Annotated in this window: 23 protein-coding genes; 10 read left to right on the top strand and 13 right to left on the bottom strand. The window is 60.5% G+C overall.

Features of this window, described 5'->3' with window-relative positions; all coding sequences use genetic code 11:
- Nucleotides 1-109 precede the first annotated feature (109 nt).
- Together ACIQWP_RS13810 and ACIQWP_RS13805 are read left to right on the top strand one after the other, a co-directional pair.
- Nucleotides 110-574: a DUF5330 domain-containing protein gene (locus tag ACIQWP_RS13810; protein ID WP_402787947.1), complete on the top strand. Its 465-nt coding sequence runs from the start codon at nt 110-112 to the stop codon at nt 572-574.
- A gap of 130 nt (nt 575-704) precedes the next feature.
- Entirely contained in the window at nt 705-1127 is a 423-nt protein-coding gene (locus tag ACIQWP_RS13805; RefSeq protein WP_402787944.1) for a SufE family protein, read from the top strand.
- Nucleotides 1128-1199: 72 nt separating this feature from the next.
- Here ACIQWP_RS13805 and ACIQWP_RS13800 read toward each other — a convergent pair whose 3' ends face one another.
- From ACIQWP_RS13800 to ACIQWP_RS13765, 8 genes are all read right to left on the bottom strand, one after another.
- Nucleotides 1200-1631, bottom strand: coding sequence for a MucR family transcriptional regulator (locus ACIQWP_RS13800; protein WP_047627360.1), 432 nt, complete (start codon nt 1629-1631; stop codon nt 1200-1202).
- Nucleotides 1632-2162: 531 nt separating this feature from the next.
- Nucleotides 2163-2528, bottom strand: a complete 366-nt coding sequence (gene mnhG / locus ACIQWP_RS13795) for a monovalent cation/H(+) antiporter subunit G (protein WP_402787940.1) — start codon at nt 2526-2528, stop codon at nt 2163-2165.
- Nucleotides 2528-2905 carry a cation:proton antiporter gene (locus ACIQWP_RS13790; protein WP_402787937.1) on the bottom strand — a complete coding sequence of 126 codons (378 nt, stop codon included), beginning with the start codon at nt 2903-2905 and terminating at the stop codon, nt 2528-2530. Before ACIQWP_RS13790 ends, mnhG begins: the two co-directional genes overlap by 1 nt.
- Complete coding sequence (locus ACIQWP_RS13785; RefSeq protein ID WP_402787934.1) at nt 2902-3375, bottom strand: Na+/H+ antiporter subunit E; 474 nt, start codon at nt 3373-3375, stop codon at nt 2902-2904. Before ACIQWP_RS13785 ends, ACIQWP_RS13790 begins: the two co-directional genes overlap by 4 nt.
- On the bottom strand, nt 3372-4934 hold the full coding sequence (locus ACIQWP_RS13780; protein ID WP_402787931.1) for a Na+/H+ antiporter subunit D: 1563 nt from the start codon (nt 4932-4934) through the stop codon (nt 3372-3374). The genes ACIQWP_RS13785 and ACIQWP_RS13780 overlap by 4 nt, the downstream gene beginning before the upstream one ends.
- A gap of 4 nt (nt 4935-4938) precedes the next feature.
- A complete protein-coding gene (locus ACIQWP_RS13775; protein WP_402787928.1) occupies nt 4939-5316 on the bottom strand; it encodes a Na+/H+ antiporter subunit C in 378 nt (125 codons plus the stop codon).
- A complete protein-coding gene (locus tag ACIQWP_RS13770) occupies nt 5316-5735 on the bottom strand; it encodes a Na(+)/H(+) antiporter subunit B (RefSeq protein ID WP_402787925.1) in 420 nt (139 codons plus the stop codon). The genes ACIQWP_RS13775 and ACIQWP_RS13770 overlap by 1 nt, the downstream gene beginning before the upstream one ends.
- Nucleotides 5732-8128: a putative monovalent cation/H+ antiporter subunit A gene (locus ACIQWP_RS13765; protein WP_402787922.1), complete on the bottom strand. Its 2397-nt coding sequence runs from the start codon at nt 8126-8128 to the stop codon at nt 5732-5734. Before ACIQWP_RS13765 ends, ACIQWP_RS13770 begins: the two co-directional genes overlap by 4 nt.
- Before the next feature lie 361 nt (nt 8129-8489).
- Here ACIQWP_RS13765 and ACIQWP_RS13760 point away from each other — a divergent pair, with 361 nt between their 5' ends.
- Nucleotides 8490-9005 (top strand): hypothetical protein, encoded by a 516-nt coding sequence (locus ACIQWP_RS13760; protein ID WP_402787919.1) that lies wholly within the window; start codon nt 8490-8492, stop codon nt 9003-9005.
- Here the strand turns inward: ACIQWP_RS13760 and ACIQWP_RS13755 are convergent.
- Nucleotides 8980-9648, bottom strand: coding sequence for a hemolysin III family protein (locus tag ACIQWP_RS13755; RefSeq protein ID WP_402787916.1), 669 nt, complete (start codon nt 9646-9648; stop codon nt 8980-8982). The two genes, ACIQWP_RS13760 and ACIQWP_RS13755, sit on opposite strands and share 26 nt — an antisense overlap.
- A 322-nt stretch (nt 9649-9970) precedes the next feature.
- Between ACIQWP_RS13755 and ACIQWP_RS13750 the strand changes: the two genes are divergently transcribed.
- Both ACIQWP_RS13750 and ACIQWP_RS13745 read left to right on the top strand, forming a co-directional pair.
- Nucleotides 9971-10837, top strand: a complete 867-nt coding sequence (locus tag ACIQWP_RS13750; protein ID WP_402787913.1) for a VOC family protein — start codon at nt 9971-9973, stop codon at nt 10835-10837.
- A gap of 104 nt (nt 10838-10941) precedes the next feature.
- The gene (locus tag ACIQWP_RS13745) at nt 10942-12108 is read left to right on the top strand and encodes an AI-2E family transporter (RefSeq protein WP_402787910.1); all 1167 of its coding nucleotides are present in this window, start codon (nt 10942-10944) and stop codon (nt 12106-12108) included.
- A gap of 21 nt (nt 12109-12129) precedes the next feature.
- On the opposite strand, the gene ACIQWP_RS13740 is transcribed toward ACIQWP_RS13745, so the two are convergent.
- Nucleotides 12130-12921, bottom strand: a complete 792-nt coding sequence (locus tag ACIQWP_RS13740) for a polysaccharide deacetylase family protein (protein ID WP_402788721.1) — start codon at nt 12919-12921, stop codon at nt 12130-12132.
- A 262-nt stretch (nt 12922-13183) separates the two neighbouring features.
- Between ACIQWP_RS13740 and ACIQWP_RS13735 the strand changes: the two genes are divergently transcribed.
- Nucleotides 13184-14095 carry a DnaJ C-terminal domain-containing protein gene (locus ACIQWP_RS13735; protein ID WP_402787908.1) on the top strand — a complete coding sequence of 304 codons (912 nt, stop codon included), beginning with the start codon at nt 13184-13186 and terminating at the stop codon, nt 14093-14095.
- A gap of 3 nt (nt 14096-14098) precedes the next feature.
- Nucleotides 14099-14431, top strand: a complete 333-nt coding sequence (locus tag ACIQWP_RS13730) for a chaperone modulator CbpM (protein ID WP_402787905.1) — start codon at nt 14099-14101, stop codon at nt 14429-14431.
- A gap of 83 nt (nt 14432-14514) precedes the next feature.
- Here ACIQWP_RS13730 and ACIQWP_RS13725 read toward each other — a convergent pair whose 3' ends face one another.
- Nucleotides 14515-14904 (bottom strand): DUF930 domain-containing protein, encoded by a 390-nt coding sequence (locus ACIQWP_RS13725; protein ID WP_402787902.1) that lies wholly within the window; start codon nt 14902-14904, stop codon nt 14515-14517.
- 288 nt (nt 14905-15192) lie between these two features.
- On the opposite strand from ACIQWP_RS13725, the gene ACIQWP_RS13720 reads away from it, so the two are divergent.
- On the top strand, nt 15193-17286 hold the full coding sequence (locus tag ACIQWP_RS13720; RefSeq protein ID WP_402787900.1) for a S9 family peptidase: 2094 nt from the start codon (nt 15193-15195) through the stop codon (nt 17284-17286).
- A 21-nt stretch (nt 17287-17307) separates the two neighbouring features.
- Nucleotides 17308-17829 carry a DUF1697 domain-containing protein gene (locus tag ACIQWP_RS13715; protein WP_402787897.1) on the top strand — a complete coding sequence of 174 codons (522 nt, stop codon included), beginning with the start codon at nt 17308-17310 and terminating at the stop codon, nt 17827-17829.
- Here ACIQWP_RS13715 and ACIQWP_RS13710 read toward each other — a convergent pair.
- Nucleotides 17826-18137, bottom strand: coding sequence for a type II toxin-antitoxin system RelE/ParE family toxin (locus ACIQWP_RS13710; RefSeq protein ID WP_402787894.1), 312 nt, complete (start codon nt 18135-18137; stop codon nt 17826-17828). The two genes, ACIQWP_RS13715 and ACIQWP_RS13710, sit on opposite strands and share 4 nt — an antisense overlap.
- Nucleotides 18138-18140: 3 nt before the next feature.
- Nucleotides 18141-18401 (bottom strand): type II toxin-antitoxin system ParD family antitoxin, encoded by a 261-nt coding sequence (locus tag ACIQWP_RS13705; RefSeq protein WP_402787891.1) that lies wholly within the window; start codon nt 18399-18401, stop codon nt 18141-18143.
- 96 nt (nt 18402-18497) lie between these two features.
- Here ACIQWP_RS13705 and ACIQWP_RS13700 point away from each other — a divergent pair, with 96 nt between their 5' ends.
- Entirely contained in the window at nt 18498-20003 is a 1506-nt protein-coding gene (locus ACIQWP_RS13700) for a YdiU family protein (protein WP_402787888.1), read from the top strand.
- Nucleotides 20004-20032 lie beyond the last annotated feature (29 nt).

Here is a 20032-nt window from a genome sequence, read left to right as displayed (position 1 = left end):
CGAGTTTTGAAAAGCGCTGTTGTCCTCTGCCGGATAGGGTTCGAACCAGATCGGACGAGCAAGTCCGAATCGGCGCTCGAACCGAGCGACAGAGAGGATGGGCTGTGCGATGTGGTTTCTGATTAGAGCAGGGTTCTGGTTTTCGCTGGTTCTCATGTTCCTGCCGATCTTTGCAAAGCCCGAAGGCGGGCCTCGGCCGGGCAGTGAACCGACGGTACAGGTTTCCGATGCGATTTCGGCTGCATCGGGCGTCGTCCAGTATGTCGGCGCCATGTGCAGCGAGAAGCCGGATGTCTGCCTCAAGGGCGGCGAAACGCTGACCGCTCTCGGCTATCAGGTCGGCGACGGCGCCCGCGTTGCCTACGACATGCTTGGCCGTCATTTCAAGGATCAGCAGTCGGCCGCCCAGGCCGATGCCGCAACAGTTCACGCAAGCGCCGATCAGGCCGCCGCCATGACCCAGCCGATGCCGGCCAAGCGCATCGCAGCCACCGAAACGGCCGACGTCGTCGTTACCGGCACGGTCAAGCTGCCGTCTTCCATTCCGCTGCCGATGCCGCGCCCGCGCATCTGACAACTTTTCCATTGGCCCCAACTTCAGCGCCGCGGACCTTCGATGGTCAGCGGCGTTCTTTGTCGTCCTGGGTTCAAATCGTGCCCCGTTTCGCCTATATCCAAGACAATGGACAATCTGGACGGCTGCAATGACACCGCTTGACAAGATCATCGAAGACTTTTCGTTCCTGGACGACTGGGAGGATCGCTATCGCTTTGTGATCGAACTCGGCAAGGCGCTGCCCGATCTGGCGGAGGAAAGGCGGACGCTGGAAAACAAGGTTCAAGGCTGCGCGAGCCAGGTCTGGCTCGTCACGCATGTATCCGGCGATCCGGACAATCCGATATTGACCTTTGAGGGCGATTCAGACGCACATATCGTGCGCGGGCTGGTGGCGATCGTGCTGGCGACCTATTCCGGCAAGCCGGCCTCGGAAATTGCGGCTCTCGACGCACTCGACGTCTTCGGCAGGATCGGCCTGGTGGAGCATCTCTCCTCGCAACGAGCCAATGGATTGCGCTCGATGATCAAGCGCATCCGCGAAGAGGCCCGGGTCAGAGCCGCGGCATAAGCACGAACTTGCAACAATCATAGAGACAACCCGGCCCGAAAGCCGGGTTGTCTTCAATTCGCTATCGAACTCTCAGCGGCTGCCGCGCTTGCGGCGTTGGCCGAGGCCCATTTCCTTTGCAAGGCGCGAACGGGCTTCCGCGTAGGCTGGTGCCACCATCGGATAGTCGGCGGCAAGATCCCACTTCTCGCGATACTCTTCCGGCGAGAGACCATGGTGGGTCATGAGATGGCGCTTCAGAGACTTGAAGCTGCCACCACATTCCAGGCAGGTGATCTGGTCATCCTGTACGGATTTACGAACGGATACGGCCGGCTTCTGCTTTTCGACCACGGTTACGGCAGGTGCCGGAGCCGAGGTGTTGCTCAAGGCGGAATGTACGTCGGAAATCAAATTCGGAAGGTCGCTGACCGGTACGACATGGTTGCTGACATAGGCCGCGACGATGTCGGCAGTCAGTTCAACCAGTAACTCCTGCCCGTTGCCAAGGGCCGCATCTGTCATTGTGTTCTCCTGTTCATCGGCTTGCTTGCTGCATCCGCGCCTCCGGAGAGTGCGCAAGGCACAACGTTGCTATATGATTTGCGCTTGACTATGGAAATCTGTTGATTTCGCTATGTCCCAGCGCCGAGCAATGCGCGCGAACGCATTGCTCGCATTCGTAGCAGTCACCAGCAAGAAAACGGTGGATAAAGCCAAATTTCTTACCTCATGAAATCCACCCCTAGACCTCATGCGATAGAAAACCGCCCCTTGCCGCCTGATGTCAGAATTAACGACCGCGATAGCGATCTTTAATCGCTTACCGGAAGAAAGTTTTGCTCAGCTTTTCATCAAAGAAAGATAAAAGCATCGAGAGCTTAAACCCGGTCGAGACTAACTCAACATCAGAACTCTACTTGAATCTGAATTAGCACTCTTTACCCAAATGTCCAGTTTTTAATCCCTACATTTCTTCGCAAAAATTTCATCTACTAAAAAATAGATAACTAATAACGCGAATAGCTATTCCTTCATCAACAATCTCCGCGTTTGTTAGCCCTTCTTTCTATACCCGCGTCTCGCGATCTGCTCCTGTGCCAGCAGTTCGTCCCGCACCGAAGGCGGCGTCAGCCGATGTCCGGCCTTGTGTGCCGCGCGTGCCAGAAGATGTGCCGCAATCGGTGCCGTCAGCACGAAAAAAACGAACCCGGCCAGCGCTCGGGCCAGGATCGACATGTCCTGCGAGTGGATACCGACCGCAAGTAGCAACAGGCCGGAGCCGACCGTGCCCGCCTTCGACGCCGCATGCATGCGGCTGTAAAGATCGGGGAGGCGAACGATGCCGATTGCGGCGATGAGCGAGAATAGCGCGCCCGAAAGTAGAAGCGCGGTTACTATGATGGCCCAGAGCAAATCCACTACCGCCCTCCCTTCTTCCGCTTGTCGTGCTTACGCACCTTCCTGTCTTCAGACGCGACGCCAGCAGTTCGCCCGGCGACCGTCCGCTCCGAGGCGTCGGATTGCGCCTGTGTCAGAATGAAGCGTGCGAAGGCGACGGTAGCAAGAAAGCCTACAAGGCCGAGCGAAATGGCGATATCGATATAGAGCGTGAAGCCGGTCTTGATGGCGATGACAGCGATGAAGCCGATGGCGATCGCCACCAGCATATCGAGCGCCAGGACCCGGTCCGGCAATGTCGGGCCGACCACTACGCGATAGACGGTAAACAGAAACGCGATGCTCAAAATGCCGAGCGCGACCATCGCGGCGGCTGAAATGACGGATGCCGCCATCATCGGAAAGCCTCCATGATCCGGCGTTCGAAGCCATCGGCAATGCTGCGCCTGATGGCTTCCGGATCGGAGCAGTCGAGCGCGTGAACATAGAGCGTCTTGCGATCATCGGAGACGTCGACGGACAGTGTTCCCGGCGTCAGGGTGATGAGGTTGGCAAGCAGCGTGATTTCGAAATCGCGGTCGACGGTCAGCGGAAAGGCGAAGATCCCCGGCTTCACATCCATCCTGGGGCTCATGACAGCGACGGCGACCGCCCAGACCGACTTGGCGAGTTCGCACACGAACACCAGCAGCAGAACGAGGATTCGCCTGACACGGCTGAGATAGAGCACACCGCCATAGGATGAGCGCACGATCGCCAGCGCAATCGCCGCCAGTATGAAGCCGAACACCAGATTGATAAAGGAGGTACTGCCCGTAATGGCGACCCAGACGATGGCGAGCAGCAAATTGAAGATGAACAGGATCATTGAGCGCCTCCAGCTGCTGGGAAGACGGACTGCAGATAGGCCGATGGCTGCTCGAGGCCGAGAGCTGCTGCCCGCGTCAGGTGCAGGAGCCATTCCGGAAACAGGCCGAAGCCCACGACAAGCAGAGAAAGAGCAAGGAGCGGTACGGCGGCCTGCCATCCGATCGATTCTGCCGCTGTGGCTTCAGCGGCCGCAGGGCGCCAATAAGCGAGCAGGAACACCCGCCCGAAGACGATCGTCGTCAGGAAACCGGCCAACAGGATTGTTGCGGCGAGCCACCACGCACCCGTCGCAAGCGCGGCCTTGACCAGCACGACCTTGGGCCAGAAGCCCGAGAACGGCGGCAAACCGCTGATGGCGAAGAACAGCACCAGCGAAAGGCCGGCAAACCAGCCGCTGCGGCGATAAAGCCCGCCAAGGGCGGCAAGCGAAAAGCCGCCGCCGAGCCGTGCCGCCTGCCCGGCGATCAGATAAAGGGCGGTCATCAGCACCATCGAATGCAGCGCATAGAAGATTGCGCCGGTGAGGCCATCGGCGCTGCCAAGCGCCACGCCGGCGAGCATCGTGCCGATGCCCGATATGACGATATAGCCGAGCATGCGGCGGATATCGCTTGCGCCCAGCGCCCCCACCACGCCGATAAGCATGGTCGCGATGGCGATGACTGTGATGAGCGGGCCAAGTCCCGCCCGCTCGACCGGCAACAACATGACCAGAATCCGGATGAGCGCGTAGACGCCGACCTTGGTCAGCAGGCCGGCGAACAGGGCCGAAACGGTGATGCGAGGCGTGTGATAGGAGGCCGGGAGCCAGAAATTGACCGGGAAAGCCGCCGCTTTCATGCCGAAGGCCAGCAGGAAAAGACCGGCCAGCGTCGTCAGCGGCGCGGCGCTGTCGCCCGCCCTCGCCTTCATGGCGATATCTGCCATGTTGAGCGTGCCGAAGACGGCATAGAGGTAGCCGACGGAGACGAGGAAGAGCGTGGTGGCGATGAGATTGAGGACGGCATATTTCAACGCGCCGTCGATCTGCTCCGGCTCCGAGCCGAGGATCAGCAGCCCGAAGGACGAGATCAGCAGCACCTCGAACCAGACATAGAGATTGAAGACATCGCCGGTCAGGAAGGCGCCGCTGACACCGGCCAGCAGCAGCATCAGGAAAGGAAAGAAGCCGTACCGCCTACCGCTCGCGGTGATTTCGCCGAGCGAATAAACGCTTGCCGCAAGCGCCGCGATCGCCGCCGTCAGAGCCATGAGCGCGCTGAAAATATCGACGCTGAAGGCGATGCCGAAGGGCGGCAGCCACCGCCCCATGACCATGGTCACGGCTCCATCGCTGACGACCCTGTAGAGCAAGGCGGCATCGATCAACACCAGCAGCACCAGACCCGGAATGGCAATCCATGAATGCCACTCCGTCCGATTGCGCAGCATCAGAAGGATCGCACCGAGCCCGATGCACAAGGCGACCGGCGATATGACCAGCCAATGCGCCATCGGTATCGGCGCGGCAACCAGTGCATGCGAGAGGTCGACTGCGATATCCGTGGGTCCAGCCATGGCGTCAGTACCCCAAAGGCGGCAGCGGCCGCTCGTCCGGTTCGGCGAGCAGCATCTCGTCCGTGTTGTCGGTCTTCAGGTCCTGATAGGCGCGATAGGTCAGGACAAGCAGAAAGGCGAGAAACGAGAAGGAGATGACGATCGCCGTCAGGATCAATGCCTGCGGCAGCGGATTGGCGGCTGCGTTATCGAGTGTGCTCGCGCCTTTCTGGATGATGGGCGGCACTTCGGGCGTCACCCGGCCGGCGGTGAACAGCAGGAGATTGACGGCATTGCCGAGGATCGCGATGCCGAGCATGATGCGGATCGAATATCGCGACAACATCAGATAGATGGCAGCAGTGAAGAAAAAGCCGACGACGACGGCAAAGACGGCTTCCATCAATCCACCTCCCGCTCTTCGAGCGCCAGCGCGATCGAGGTGATGGCTCCAACGACGACGAGATAGACGCCGATGTCGAAGAGCGTGACCGTGGAGAGCGGTATCTCCACGCCGAACAGATGCGGATAGATCCACAGTCCGGTCATGAAGGGAACGCCGGCGAAGATGGACAGGATGCCCGCGGCAGTCGAGGCGAGCAGGCCGAACCCGGCAATCGCCAGCGGATGAAAGATGATGGCCCGCCGGACTGCCGTAACACCGCAGGCAATGCCACAGATTGCCAGCGCCGAGGCCGCGATCAAGCCGCCGATAAAGCCGCCGCCGGGTTCGTTATGGCCGCGCAGCAGCACGAAGACCGAGAAGAGCAGCATCAGGGCCGTCAGAAATGGCGCGGCGGTGCGGAAGATCAGCGTGTTCATGAGTGCCTGACCTCTATCCCTTCGCCAAGACCGGGCTTCTCCTCAAGATCGGGATCGTTGGCCGCAAGCTTGCGTTCGCCGCCGGCGCGGATGCGGATCAGCGCCAGGATCGCAAGCCCGGTCATGGCGACGACGGCGATCTCACCGAGCGTATCGGTGCCACGGAAGTCGACGATGATGACGTTGACGACGTTGTCGCCGTGGGCGATCAGCTTCGAATACTGATTGAAGAAGGCGGTCAGCGTCAGGTCGAATGGCGCCTGGGTCGCTTTCAGCAGGAGCAGCGCAAAGCCAGTGCCACAGGCAATTGCGAGCACGGCATGGGCAATTCTGGCCAGGGGCGGCCGGTGATCGGAAGGCGAAAGGCGCAGGCGCGTCATGACAAGCGCCAGGATCACGACCGAAAGCGTCTCGACCATAAACTGGGTGAAGGACAGATCCGGCGCGCCGAACAGCAGGAAAATGACGGCGACGGCAAAGCCCTGGATGCCGAGCGAAACGATCGCCGTCAGCCGGTCGCGCGCAAACACGACCGCGGCAACGCCGATGATGGCGATGAGGAAGATCGTCGCTTCATGCCATTGCAGGTTCGGCCAGGCGGGCATATCGGGCAATTCGCCATGAACCATGAGGGGGATCAGCAGCATCGCCGCCAGGCAGAGGAAAGTCACGGTGACGTAGATTTCCAACCGCCCAGGCTGCAGGAGCCGCGATACGGCATGCGACAATCGCACCAGGCCCGAGATGAACCCGTCGAAGCCGCGATCCGGCCCAGGCCCGAGGCTCCGCAGGACGACCGACATCAGGAAGCGGGCGCGATCCAGCTGCCAATAGACGGCGATGCCGATCAGCACGGTGACCAGAGAGAGCGCCAGGGGCACGCCGATATGCGGGACCAGCGAGACCGATATTTCCAATCCCTTGCCGCCGACGGCGCTGGCCATCGGCGAAGAAACATACTGATGCCACAAGCCCGAGAACAAAGCCGCCAGAAGGCCCAGCAGAGCGAGCATCACCGGCCCGAGCCAAAGCAATGGCGGCGCTTCATGTGGATGTCGCGGCGTCTCGGCCAGCTGCCCGATGAAGGGCTTCAGCGCCACGGCAAAGGCGATGGCGAACATCAGCGCATTGCCGGCCACGGCGATGACCGTCAGGACGATCGCAGCCGGCGATGCCTGAGCCAGCGCGGCGTAGATCTCTTCCTTGGCAAGGAATCCAAAGGCCGGCGGCAAGCCGCCCATCGACACGGCCGCAACGAGGGCAGCGGCAAAGGTCAATGGCATGGCGGAGCGCAGGCCGCCCAACCGGGTGATGTCGCGCGTTCCCGTCTCGTGATCGACAATGCCGGCGACCATGAACAGGGCTCCCTTGAACAGCGAATGCGCCACCAGATAGAGAACGGCGGCCTCGACGGCATAGTCCGTGCCGAAGCCTGTCAGCATCACCAGCAGGCCAAGCGAGGAAACCGTCGTATAGGCAAGCTTCAACTTCAGATCGGTCTGGCGGATGGCAAGCAGGGTTCCGACGAGCAAGGTCGCCGCGCCGAAGACCGGCAGGATCGTCTGCCAGGCTGTCGTGCCGCCCATGACCGGATTGAGCCGCATCAGCAGATAGACCCCCGCCTTCACCATGGTTGCCGAGTGAAGATAGGCCGAGACGGGCGTCGGCGCTTCCATGGCATTCGGCAGCCAGAAGTGAAACGGAAACTGCGCCGACTTGGTGAAGGCGCCGCCGAGCACGAGAATGAGGGCGGCAAGATAGAACGGGCTTCCGCGCAGGGCATCGCCGGCCTTCAGGAGATCGGACATCGCGCCGATGCCGGTCACCTGCCAGATCAGCAACAGACCCGCCAGCAGCAGCAATCCGCCGCCGCCGGTCACGACAAGCGCCTGCAATGCCGCCCGGCGCGATGCCTCTCTTCGGTGATCGAAGCCGATCAGCAGGAAAGAGGTGATCGAGGTCAGTTCCCAGAAGACGAAGAGCGTCAGGAAGCTGTCCGATACGACGAGGCCGAGCATCGAGCCCATAAAAAGAAAGATGAAGGAGAAGAAGCGCCCGAGATCGACATGTCCCTTTAGATAGCCGCCGGCATAGAGCACTATCAGCGTGCCGATGCCGGTGATGAGCAGGGCAAAAGTCAGCGACAGGCCGTCAATCAGCCAGGAAAACCTGAGATCAAGGCTTGGCACCCAATCAAAGCCGCCGAGTTCGACGCGTCCGGCTGCGACGGCGGGAAAGAAGCCCGAAAAATGCAGAAAGGCGAGAGCGGGGAGCAACGCCAGGGGCCAGGCCGCCTTGTGGCCCAACCGCCGAACGGCTATCGGCGCGATCAGCGCACCGATAAAGGGCAGGCATAGAGCCAGGAATGTCAGGCCCGCGGTGGCGGCGGCCATGTCCCCCCCTTATTCTACGTTCATGCGGAATCCGGCAAAGCCGAAGCTGATTTGAAGGGATAGGCGAAAGGGCACACCGTCTCAAGCCCTGACAAGGGAAAACCGGACGTAAACCACTGAAATCGGCCTTCCACGCAGATAACCGCATGGGTTGCAGGAGATCGCCGGCAGTCCGGAGGCTCGCGATTTCCGGCCGGAGGCCGCACCGCCGCTGATTACATTGCCGATCCTGCATGGCTCGCAATGAAGCTGTAATGAATTTGCGCTAATTTATCGGCGATTTCCTGAATCGCTATGGAAACTGTGCTGAAAAATGCGCTATTCTTGATCGGTTTGCAGATCCCGCCTCCCGGAAACCGCAATGCTCGCCCGCTTGATCGCCGTCCTGCTCCTCTCCCCCACCACGGCTCTTGCCGCGGACTGGTGGTCCTATGACAATGCGGGCCTTGGCTATGCGATCGAACTGCCGTCGGAATTCCATCTTGCCGCATCTTCCGAAGATACCGATCGGCTGTCGCTGTCGCCGGCGGATCGTTCCGCCTCGCTACAGGTCTTCGGGACGATGACCGCCGATGGCGACTTTACGTCGGAAGCAAATGGGCGCGTCGCCCTTGCCAGGGACGAAGGCTGGAAGATTTCCTACTCCAAATCGAACTCTCGCGGCATCAGCTTTTCAGGCACCAAGCAGGGGCGCATCGTCTATGTGCGCGGGGTCGCGCTCTGCAATGGCGCAGCCGCCTTCTTCCAGATGGATTATTTAAAAGCGGATATGCAGCGCTACGACGCCATCGTCATGCGCCTGGTGCGCAGCCTGCGTTCGACCAAGAAATGCACGCCGACGGCCGAGATCGTCAAAAGTTTTCCGGCGACAGGCTGAAGCAGGTCAAGACAGCCGAATAGTGTACGGCGGCGGCGGCAACGACAAAGCCGTGCCAGATGGCATTCTGGAAGCGCAGCTTTTCCCAGACGTGAAAGATCACCCCGAGCGAATAGATCACACCGCCGATGACGATGAGTAGCATCGAGGCGAACGGGATATACATGGACACCGGCTTGGCAACGAGGACGCCGCTCCAACCCATCGCAAGGTAGAGCAGGATCGCCAATCGATCGAAGCGGCCGGGAAAAAGGACTTTCAGGACAATACCGAACGCCGCGAACGCCCAGACGGCGATCAGCACGCCGAAGAGCAATGGGTCCTCGGCTCCCCGCTCGAGAAAGGGCGTGTAGGTGGCGGCAATCAGGATATAGATAAAGGAATGGTCGAAGCGGCGCAGAAACCACTTCGTCCGGGATACCGGCCACAGATTGTAGGTGAAGGACATGCCGAGCGTCAGCACCAGGCCGACGCCATAGATCCAGGCGGCGGCAATCTCGCCGTGGGAGCTCCAGACAGTCGCATAGAAGATCAACACGGTGGCGCCGATCAGCGCGAAGACCACGCCGACACCGTTGACGATGCCGTCTGCGATAATCTCATATCGGTCATAGGCCCAACGGATGCCTCTGTACTCGGTCATTTCACCCTGTTCCGTTTGCGTGCGGCGTCGATCCTTGCACCGCAGCGACGAGGACGCAACTGCGCCAAACGAGTGCATCGATAAATCTTCGTGAATGCTTTACGTTTGGCATGTCCGTTGCCCGTCAATGGAAAGCGAACGCTCAATCCGCAATTTGTGGCCTTCTGTGAACAATCGAAATCGGCCATATGGATGTGCAAGTACAGTGGGCCGGGGGATCAAAGAGGCATATCAACCGGCGAAACCCTCCTGCCCGCCACTGGCGGCTCCTGCCGCCGACGCCGGTTGCCTTTTCAAGACCATCGAGGTTGAAACTGACCCCATGACCGAAACCGCCCCCTCCTATGCCCTCACCCGTCCTGCCTATGTCGGCGGGTCCCATCTCGTCGTCGCCGACCTGCCGCTGGTATCCCGCTTCTATCAGGACATGTTGGGCCTGAAAGTGATCGAGAAGACAGCGAGCGCAGAGGTTCTGGGCGTTGCCGGCCATCCGCTTCTGACGCTGACGACGGATCGCGCGGCCACGCGTGCGCCAAGGACGGCGGCGGGCCTGTTCCATACCGCCTTCCTGCTGCCGAGCCGCATCGAGCTTGCGCGCTGGCTTCGCCATGCAGCGCAAAACAATGTCGCGCTCGAAGGTGCCTCCGACCATATCGTCAGCGAAGCCATCTACCTCTCCGACCCTGAAGGCAACGGCATCGAGATCTATGCCGACCGACCGCATGAGACGTGGACGTTCCATGACGATGGCACCGTTGAGATGGCCACGCTCCGGCTCGATCTGCAGAAGCTTTATGAGACCGCCCCGCAAGATCGCTGGGAGGGCATGGCCGAGGGATCGGCGATCGGCCATATCCATCTGCAGGTCGGCGACGTCGCCGAAGCGAACGCCTTCTACCGCGACGTACTCGGGATGACGGTCATGGCGGCGCGCTATCCCGGCGCCACATTCCTTGCGACCGGTGGCTATCACCATCATCTCGGCGCCAATACCTGGAACAGCCGCGGCGCCGGCGTGCGCACCGAGCATATGACCGGCCTTTCCGACTATACGCTGCGCTTCAACGACAAGGCGGCCCTGGACAAGGCCGTCGTCGCCCTGGAGCAGCACGAGATCAAGACGGAAAAGCGTGATGGCGGCGTGTCGCTGCGCGATCCCTGGGGCATCGGGCTCAATCTGGTCGCCTGACGCCAACCCCGAATATCCCTAGGAAAAAGGCCCGTTGCGGAACCGCGGCGGGCTTTTCGCGTTGGAGTGGTGAGGCGATCCTGCCTTCGGGGAATTTTCTAGGGATGGATATCGACAAAATCGCCGCCAGCCGATCAGATGCAGCCGCAGCGCAGGAGACCGGCTCGAGCACGGGCCGCAACGCATCCCGCGCACATGAAGACGCGGAAATTTCAGATATACTCGACGGGACCGGAGACAGGAAACTCCATATCGCCGCCTCCTGGGCAACAATTGGCATTTTCCTCATGCTGGCCTTGGCCGCCGTCTACACGATGTCGCTGATCCTCATCCCGGTGACGCTGGCGGTCGTCGTCGGCATGATCCTCGGCCTGGCGGCGGAAAAGCTCAGCAAGATGGGCGTGCCTCGCGTCCTGAACGCCATTCTGCTGTCATCGGGCGTGGCCTTGGTCATCTTCCTGATTATCAATGCGCTCGCCGGGCCGGTCGCCAAGCTGGCGCAAGAAGCGCCTGACTTCTTCCAGCGCACATCCGACCGGCTGATGCCCTACCTCGACCGGTTCAAATGGCTGCACATTTCATCCGAGACCCTTCAAGGCAGCCCGATGTCCATCAACACCTTGCTGGAAAACAGCGGCAATGTTCTGCATGTCGTTTCCAGCAACCTCACACCGGCCATCGTTCAGATCCTGATCTTCTTTGCGGCGCTCTTACTGTTTCTCGTCAGCAGGCTCAGCCTGCGCAAGACGATCATCATGACCTTTTCCAACAGGGCGGCGAGATTGACGACGATCCGCATCATCAACGCGGTGGAGCAGGTGCTCGGCTTTTATTTCGCCACAGCCTCGCTGATCTATGCCGGCATCGGTGTCGCCATGACGGTCATTGCCTATGCCGGCGGTTTGAGCGTGCCGGTGCTCTGGGGCGCGTTCGCCTTCGTTGCCAGCTTCATTCCATTTCTCGGCGTCACCGCCATGACGATCGCATTGGCGATCGCCGGCATCCTTACGCATTCGGACATAGTCTTTGCGCTGGCTCCCGCCATTGTCTTCTTTGCCGTCCATCTAGCAGTGGAAAACCTGGTCTTTCCAGCCGTGATGGGCCGTCAGTGGGAGCTCAATCCCTTCGTCGTCTTCTTCGCCATCATCTTCTGGACGTGGATGTGGGGTGCGGTCGGCGCCATGCTGGCACTGCCGTTGTCGCTGATCGTCATGACCGTCATCGACGAACTTTTCATCGAGGAAAAGGCCCAGCCGCAATTGCCGGGCTGAGGCAGACCCGCGGATTACCCGTCAGTTCGTGGTGTCGTCATCACCCTTTTCGGAGATATCCTGCAAGCGAACGAACTGCACGCCTTTGGTCTTCAACGCCAGAATGCTTGCCGCCACGCCCTCACCCGCCGCATGCGTCGGCTGGTTGATGTGCGAGATGATGACATCACCATCCTTGGCGGAGGCATACTGCTTTTCCACCATCTTGGCCGGCAAAAGCGAGCCGCTGTCACCATTCACCGAGTAGCCGGCGATCCGGTAGCCCATGCCGCGGATCTGCATAATGGCCGCAGGCGTGTATTTGGCGGTTGCGCCGCGAAACCAGCGCGGCTGCGGAATACCGGCGGCGACCATCGCATCGGCGCCTCCCTTGACCTCCTGTGCCACAGCCTGCGGCGAACCAGCAGCGGCAATGCCGTAGACCTTGGTCGGGATATCGACGGCCGGGATATGGTTCTGCCCGTGGTTTTCCAGTTCGAAAAGATCGGGATGGGCGAGGAAAACCTTCAATGCGTCCGGATTGGTACGCAGCCAGCGCGCGGTGACAAAGATCGTCGCCGGGATGCGTTGATCGACAAGGGTGCCGAGGATGCGCGGATCGGTCTTGCCCATGCAGGCATCGAAGGTGAGCGCGATGCGGGGCGCGCCTTTGTCCGCGCGATCAACGTGCAGATGCGGCTCCACAAGCTTGACCTTCGAAGCCGGCGCCTTCGGCGGCAATTGCGGCCAACCGGCTGGCGGCTGCTCCGGCGGCGCGGCAAAGGCGGCGCGTGCGGCAAGCAGTATTATGGATGTCAGCAACAGGCGTTTCATCAGGCGGCCACCGGGTCGATCAAGCAAGCGAAATCTTCTGGCAGGGAGGCGTCGCCACCCCAACCGCACCGCCCGAGATCATCCGGCAACACGCCGGAAATATGGCAAACCGGCGGCATCCTGTCCATTTCACATCACAAATGCGCCAAACATGAAGGCCGCAAAGTGCGGGCTTCAACCTGACCGCGTCTATGCTACGATTGATATGAGATTGGCGTAGCACTATCTGCGTATTTTTCCGTGCTCCCAAAGAGAGACATGCATGAGTCGCGATCCCTATGAAGTTTTGGGCGTAAAGCGAGACGCCCCGCAAAAGGATATCCAAAGCGCCTATCGCAAGCTTGCCAAGAAGCTGCATCCCGACCTTAACCCCGGCGACAAGCAGGCCGAGGAAAAGTTCAAGGAGGTCTCTGCAGCCTACGGCATTCTCGGCGACGAGGAGAAGCGCGCGCGGTTCGACCGCGGCGAGATCGACAGCAGCGGTGCCGAGCAGGCGCCGCGCAACTATTATCGTGATTATGCGGCGCAGGAAGGCCAGCGCGGCCCCTATCAGAATACGGGCGGCTTTGCCGATTTCGGCGATGCCGACGACATGTTTTCCAGCTTCTTCTCACGGCGCAGCCGAGGCCAATCCCAGATGCAGGGTCAAGACCGTCACTATACGATGGAGGTCGATTTTCTGGACGCCATCAATGGCGCAAAGAAGCAGATCAGCCTGCCCGAGGGACCAGCACTCGACGTTCAAATTCCGCCCGGCACGCGCGATGGTCAGACGCTGCGCCTGAAGGGCAAGGGCGATCCAGGCTTCAACGGTGGCAAGCCCGGCGATGCGCTGATTGCGGTGCATGTCGGCCCGCACAGGTTCTATACCCGCGACGGCGACGACATCAGGATGGAACTGCCGATTTCGCTGACGGAAGCGGTGCTCGGCGGCAAGATCCGGGTTCCGACGCCCTCCGGCGCGGTCACCGTCACGCTGCCGCCGAACTCCAATACGGGCAAAGTGCTACGCTTGAAGGGCAAAGGCGCGCCGGTGCGCGGCAAGGACAATGGCGATGCCTATGTCTCGCTGAAGATCGTCCTGCCCGATACATCGGACCCCGAGCTGACGCGCTTCGTTTCCGACTGGGAAGCGGGCAAGGCGCAAGATCCCAGAAAGACCATGGGAGGATAAGCGATGAACGAGAGCGAGTTTCGACTGCACCTCCGGATCGAAACCACGATACTTGAAGTCTGGATATCCCAGGGCTGGGTTGTGCCCGAAGTCACGGATCAGGGGCGAAGCTTCCGCGACGCCGATATTGCGCGCGGCCAGCTCATCCTCGATCTGAGCGGAGCGATGGGCGTCAATGAGCCCGGCGTCGATGTCGTCATGGATCTGGTCGACCAGCTTCACAGCCTTAGAACGACGATGCGCGACCTGACAGATGCCGTTTGCCGGCAGCCGTCCGATGTGCAGGATCACATCCTGTCGGAGCTGACCCGTGTGGAGTCGCTGAGACGGCGGTGATCTCCACGCGTCAGGATAGGCGGCTTCGGAACAGATCGCGGTCGCCGTGAAACCGTATCCGCAGCTGGGGCGACCCAGAGCGATCAATCGTAGAGATAATGCTCCTGCCAGGCATCGCGCGGCACCTTGTCGCCGATCTGATAGCTCAGATCGCGGACATGGATGTGCTGTGGGCCTGTGACGCAATTATACGAGAGATGATACCAGTCGCCCTTGCTGCGGAACACAGCGCCGGGCGCATTCATCGAATCGGGATTCATGGCGGGATCGCCGAATGTGTAGGCAATCACCTTGTCCGGCTTGAAACCCGTCTTGTCCGTTCCGATCCGCTTCATGGCTTCGGCATCGCATGCCTGCTCCATCCGCTCCGAGGGGTCGAGCTTTTCCAATTGCTTCTTCATGGCCGGATCGACGGCATAGGCAGAGCTGGCGACGGAAGCCAAAGGAATCAGGATGGCGAAGAGTTTCAGCATGAAGACCGGTCCCTTGCATTGTTTTGGATTTGAGTGCGACCGTCCCATCGGGGAAGGCGTTCAACCGCCTTTATGTCGACGCACTGTATGCCGACTTCGGTAAAGAATGTGGTCTCATCAAGGCAGCGCCCCAATCCGGTCTCCCGCAAGCTGCCTGTTCAAGCCACGCTAATGTCGGCTGCTTGCATGAAGCTTGAGGAACAGACTTGCCGCTTGAACCTCGTCGCGGCGCCCTCTATTTCTCTCTTCACTTCACATCCGACTTTCACACCAGAGAAAGCGCTCCCCGTGTCAGTTTTCAAGAATCTCCCCACCCCGCCTGTCGCCCCGAAAAAGCCGCTTACGAATACACGTCACGGCATTGCCCGCACCGACGATTATGCCTGGCTGCGTGCCGACAACTGGCAGGCGATGTTCAAGGACCCGTCGATCCTCGCACCGGAAATCCGGTCGCATCTGGAAGCCGAGAACACCTACATGAACGCCGCGATGGCGGACACGAAGGAGCTGCAGAAGGTTCTCTTCGGCGAGATGAAGGGGCGCATCAAGGAAGACGACAGCTCGATACCAATGAAGGACGGCCCCTATGCCTACGGCACGCTCTTCGTGATCGGCGGCGAGCAACCCCACTTTTTCCGCGAGCCTCGCAATGGCGGCGATCGCAAGCTGCTGCTGAACGGCGACAAGGAGAACGAAGGAAAATCCTATTTCCGTCTTTCCGGTCTCGACCATTCCTCCGACCACAGCCACGGTATCTGGGGATATGACGACAAGGGTTCGGAATATTTCACGCTGAAGATCCGCAATTTCGAGACCGGCTCGGATCTCGCCGACGTGATCGAGAACACAGGCGGCGATGCGGTCTGGGCGCCCGATGGCAAGAGCTTCTTCTACACGCTGCAGGACGAGAACCATCGCCCCTCGAAGATCTTCCACCACATCATCGGCACGCCGCAGTCGGACGACCGGCTGGTCTATGAGGAGGAGGACCCGGGCTTCTTCATGGGTGTCGGCGGCTCGCTTCTCGACGACTATATCTTCATCGATATCCATGACCACGAGACCAGCGAATACCGCATCATCCCGACCTCCGACCTGACCGCCGAGCCCAAGATCGTGGCCGAGCGCGAAACCGAGATCGAATACGAGATCACTGAAGGCGGCGATGTCTTCTACATCCTCACCAATGACGGCGACGCCAAGGATTTCAAGATCATGGAGACGCCGGCGAAGGAGCCGGGCAAGGAAAACTGGCGCGAGGTCGTGGCGCATAAGCCGGGCACGCTGATCCTCAGCCATCTCGCCTATGCCCGTCACCTCATCTGGCTGGAGCGCAAGGACGGCCTGCCGCGCATCATCATCCGCGACCGTCGTACTGGCGAGGAGCATGCGATCGCCTTCGAAGAGGAAGCCTATGCGCTCGGCCTGCAGGGCGCGGCCGAATATGACACGGATGTCATCCGTTTCTCCTATTCCTCGATGACGACGCCAAGCCAGCTCTACGACTACAACATGGTGACGCGCGAGCGCACCCTGCTGAAGACGCAGGAAGTGCCTTCGGGCCACAATGCGTCGGACTATGTAACGCGCCGCGTCTTCGCGCCGGCCTGGGACGGCGAGCGGGTGCCGGTGACGCTGCTTTATCGCAAGGACACGCCGCTCGACGGCTCCGCACCCTGCCTGCTCTATGGCTACGGTGCCTATGGCGTTACCATTCCGGCCGGTTTCAACACCAATTGCCTGTCGCTCGCCGATCGCGGCTTCGTCTATGCCATTGCCCATATCCGCGGCGGCAAGGACAAGGGCTTTGCCTGGTACGAAGACGGCAAAATGGAAAAGAAGACCAATACCTTCAAGGACTTCATTGCAGCGGCCGACTATTTGAATCAGGAGAAGTTCACCTCTTACGCGAACATCATCGCCGAGGGCGGATCGGCCGGCGGCATGCTGATGGGTGCGGTCGCCAACATGGCGCCGGAGAAATTCGCCGGCATCATCGCTGCCGTGCCCTTCGTCGACGTGCTCAACACCATGCTCGACGACACCCTGCCGCTGACGCCACCGGAATGGCCGGAATGGGGCAATCCGATCGAGAGCAAGGAAGAGTACGAGCAGATCGCCGCTTACAGCCCTTATGACAATGTCGGCGAAAAGCCCTACCCGCCGATCCTGGCGCTCGGCGGCCTCACCGACCCGCGCGTCACCTACTGGGAACCGGCAAAGTGGGTCGCCAAGCTGCGCGACAAGACGACGAGCGAAGCACCGATCCTGTTGAAGACGAACATGGATGCCGGTCACGGCGGCGCCTCCGGTCGCTTCCAGCGCCTGGAGGAAGTGGCGTTCGAATATTCCTTCGCCGTCAAGGTCGCGGGCAAGATGTAAGCCGAACGGCGGGAGGCAACCATGACCGTCTTCGTCGCCCTGCTGCGTGCCGTCAATGTCGGCGGCACCGGCATGCTGTCCATGGCCGATCTCAAGGCGCTCTGCGAGGAAATCGGCTTCAAGGATGTAAAGACCTACATCCAGAGCGGCAACGTGGTCTTCCGCAACGAGGAGGACGAGACAACGGTGCAGGCTCGGCTTGAAGAGGCGCTGGAGCGCAAGATGGGCAAGTCTCCGGGCGTGATCCTGCGCAGCCGGGAAGTCTTGGAAAGGGTGGCGGAACATTCACCCTTCCCGCACGCCAAGCCGAACTACCTGCTGGTGACCTTCCTCCAGGATGCGGCACCGAAGGATGCTCTGGACAAGCTCGTTGCACCCGGCGGCGAGGAAGTGCATATCGCCGGCCGCGAAATCTACGTGCACTATCCCGATGGCTCCGGACGCTCGAAACTGAAGCTGCCGGCGCTGAAAGCGGGAACGTCGAGAAATCTCAATACGGTGCGCAAGCTTGCGGAGATGGCGCGGGAGCTGGAAAGCAATTAGGCTCGCGTCACGAGGGCTGTGTAATCTCTGCTTCCGAAGAAGATGTTGGTGATCCAGACTGCATTTTCGACAATGGTGTAAAGGATAACGACGCTTTTTTCGAAGACCGCCATACGAATACCGGGACCTAGGTCGTCTCGAGCAACGCCTCCGAACGGAGCATCGCCGATCTTTTCACAACGCGCGTAAATACGGCCAACATACCCCTCCGTCGTTCTAATATTCTGACTTAGCTCGAACACGTAAGCTGCGACTTCAAGCAGATTTTCCATGGCCTCCGGGCGATACTCGACCGCATATCGTTCCATGGCCTACCGGCGCTTGTCAAAAAAGGCATCAAGGCGCTGTTTTACGTCGTGTCCGCTCAAATTTGGCCGAGGGTCGTCCAATGATGCGGCGACCTTTTGCCTGATTGCTGAAATACGTTCTTTGTACTCTTCCTCTTCCCGCAGCCAAACCCTCACGGCGGCGCGCAGCACCTCGCTCGTGGAGGCATAACTGCCCGCATCGACGCGCGCCTTGATGGCAGCAACCATTTCACTGGGGAGCGAAATGCTCAGTTTCTCGTTCATCGCAAAGTCCTCACATCTGGTAGGATAAAGTAGGATGATTTCTTACCCCAAGCAAGCGCCTTGCGCCTCCTCTCCGCCCGCCCTACCTTAGGAAGCATGAGCTCTATCCTTCCCGAAACAGAGATGCTTCAGGCACCGCCGGTTCCGTTCGACAACAGCTATGCACGCCTGCCGCCGCAGTTTTTCGCGGATCAGGCACCGACGCCCGTGACGTCCCCGACGCTGATCAAGTTCAACGAGGCGCTGGCGCATGAGCTCGGGCTCGACGTGGAAGCCTTGAGAGAGAATGCCGCCGCGATCTTTTCCGGCAACGAAGTACTGCCGGGATCGCAGCCGATCGCCATGGCCTATGCCGGGCACCAGTTCGGCAATTTCGTGCCGCAGCTCGGCGATGGCCGGGCAATCCTCCTCGGCGAGGTAAAGGACCGGAGAGGCAGGCGCCGCGACATCCAGCTCAAGGGTTCGGGACCGACGCCATTCTCCCGCCGGGGTGACGGACGCGCAGCAATCGGTCCGGTGCTGCGGGAATATATCGTCAGCGAGGCGATGCACGCCCTCAGCATCCCGACGACGCGGGCGCTTGCGGCCGTCATTACCGGAGAACCTGTCTATCGCGAGGAAGTGCTGCCGGGCGCGGTGTTCACGCGCGTGGCGGCGAGCCATATCCGCGTCGGCACCTTCCAGTTCTTTGCCGCGCGCGGCGATACGGATAGCCTGAAGATCCTGGCGGATCATGTCATCGCCAGGCATTATCCTGACATCGGCGACAGGGCGAACCCCTATCTCGCGCTGCTGGAAGCGGTGGCAGACCGGCAGGCGGCGCTGATCGCCCGCTGGCTGCATGTCGGCTTCATCCATGGCGTGATGAACACCGACAATATGACCGTATCCGGCGAGACCATCGATTTCGGCCCCTGCGCCTTCATGGATGCCTACGATCCGGCAACCGTCTTCTCCTCGATCGACCGCAACGGCCGCTATGCCTATGCCAATCAGCCGGCCATCGGCCAATGGAATCTCGCACGCCTCGGCGAAACGCTCATTCCGCTGATCGCCCCCTCCGTCGATACGGCGATCGAGCTGGCGAATGTCATCATCAAGGCCTATGGCGAGCGCTTTCAGGCCTATTGGCTTGCCGGCATGCGCGCCAAGATCGGGCTTGCGAGCGAGGAAGACGGTGATCTCGAGCTGATCCAGTCGCTCTTGGCGACCATGCAGCAACAGGTTGCGGATTTCACGCTTACCTTCCGCCGGCTCGCCGCACTTGCCGCCGACGAGGACGTGACCGATTTTGCCGCCACGTTCAACGACCCGCAATCAGCGGCACCGTGGCTTGAACGGTGGCGCGAGCGGCTGGCGCGTGATCCGCAGACGCCGGCGGCGCGGGCCACAGCAATGCGCAGGGCCAATCCGGCCTTCATTCCTCGTAATCACCGAATCGAGCAGGCCATCGAGGCTGCGGTCGAGGATGGCGATTTCTCGTTGTTCGAAGCATTGCTGAAGGTGCTCGCAAGCCCTTATGAGGACCAGCCTGCCTTCGCGCCCTATGCCGAGCCACCACTGCCGAACGAGCGCGTGCTTCAGACCTTCTGCGGCACCTGAGGAAGCGCGCAACATAAGCCACGGACAGG

Source organism: Rhizobium sp. NPDC090279 (assembly GCF_044769665.1).
Taxonomy (GTDB): Bacteria; Pseudomonadota; Alphaproteobacteria; order Rhizobiales; family Rhizobiaceae; genus Rhizobium.
The sequence above is the reverse complement of the archived record's forward strand: the minus strand, read 5'-3'. Positions and strand labels throughout refer to the sequence as shown.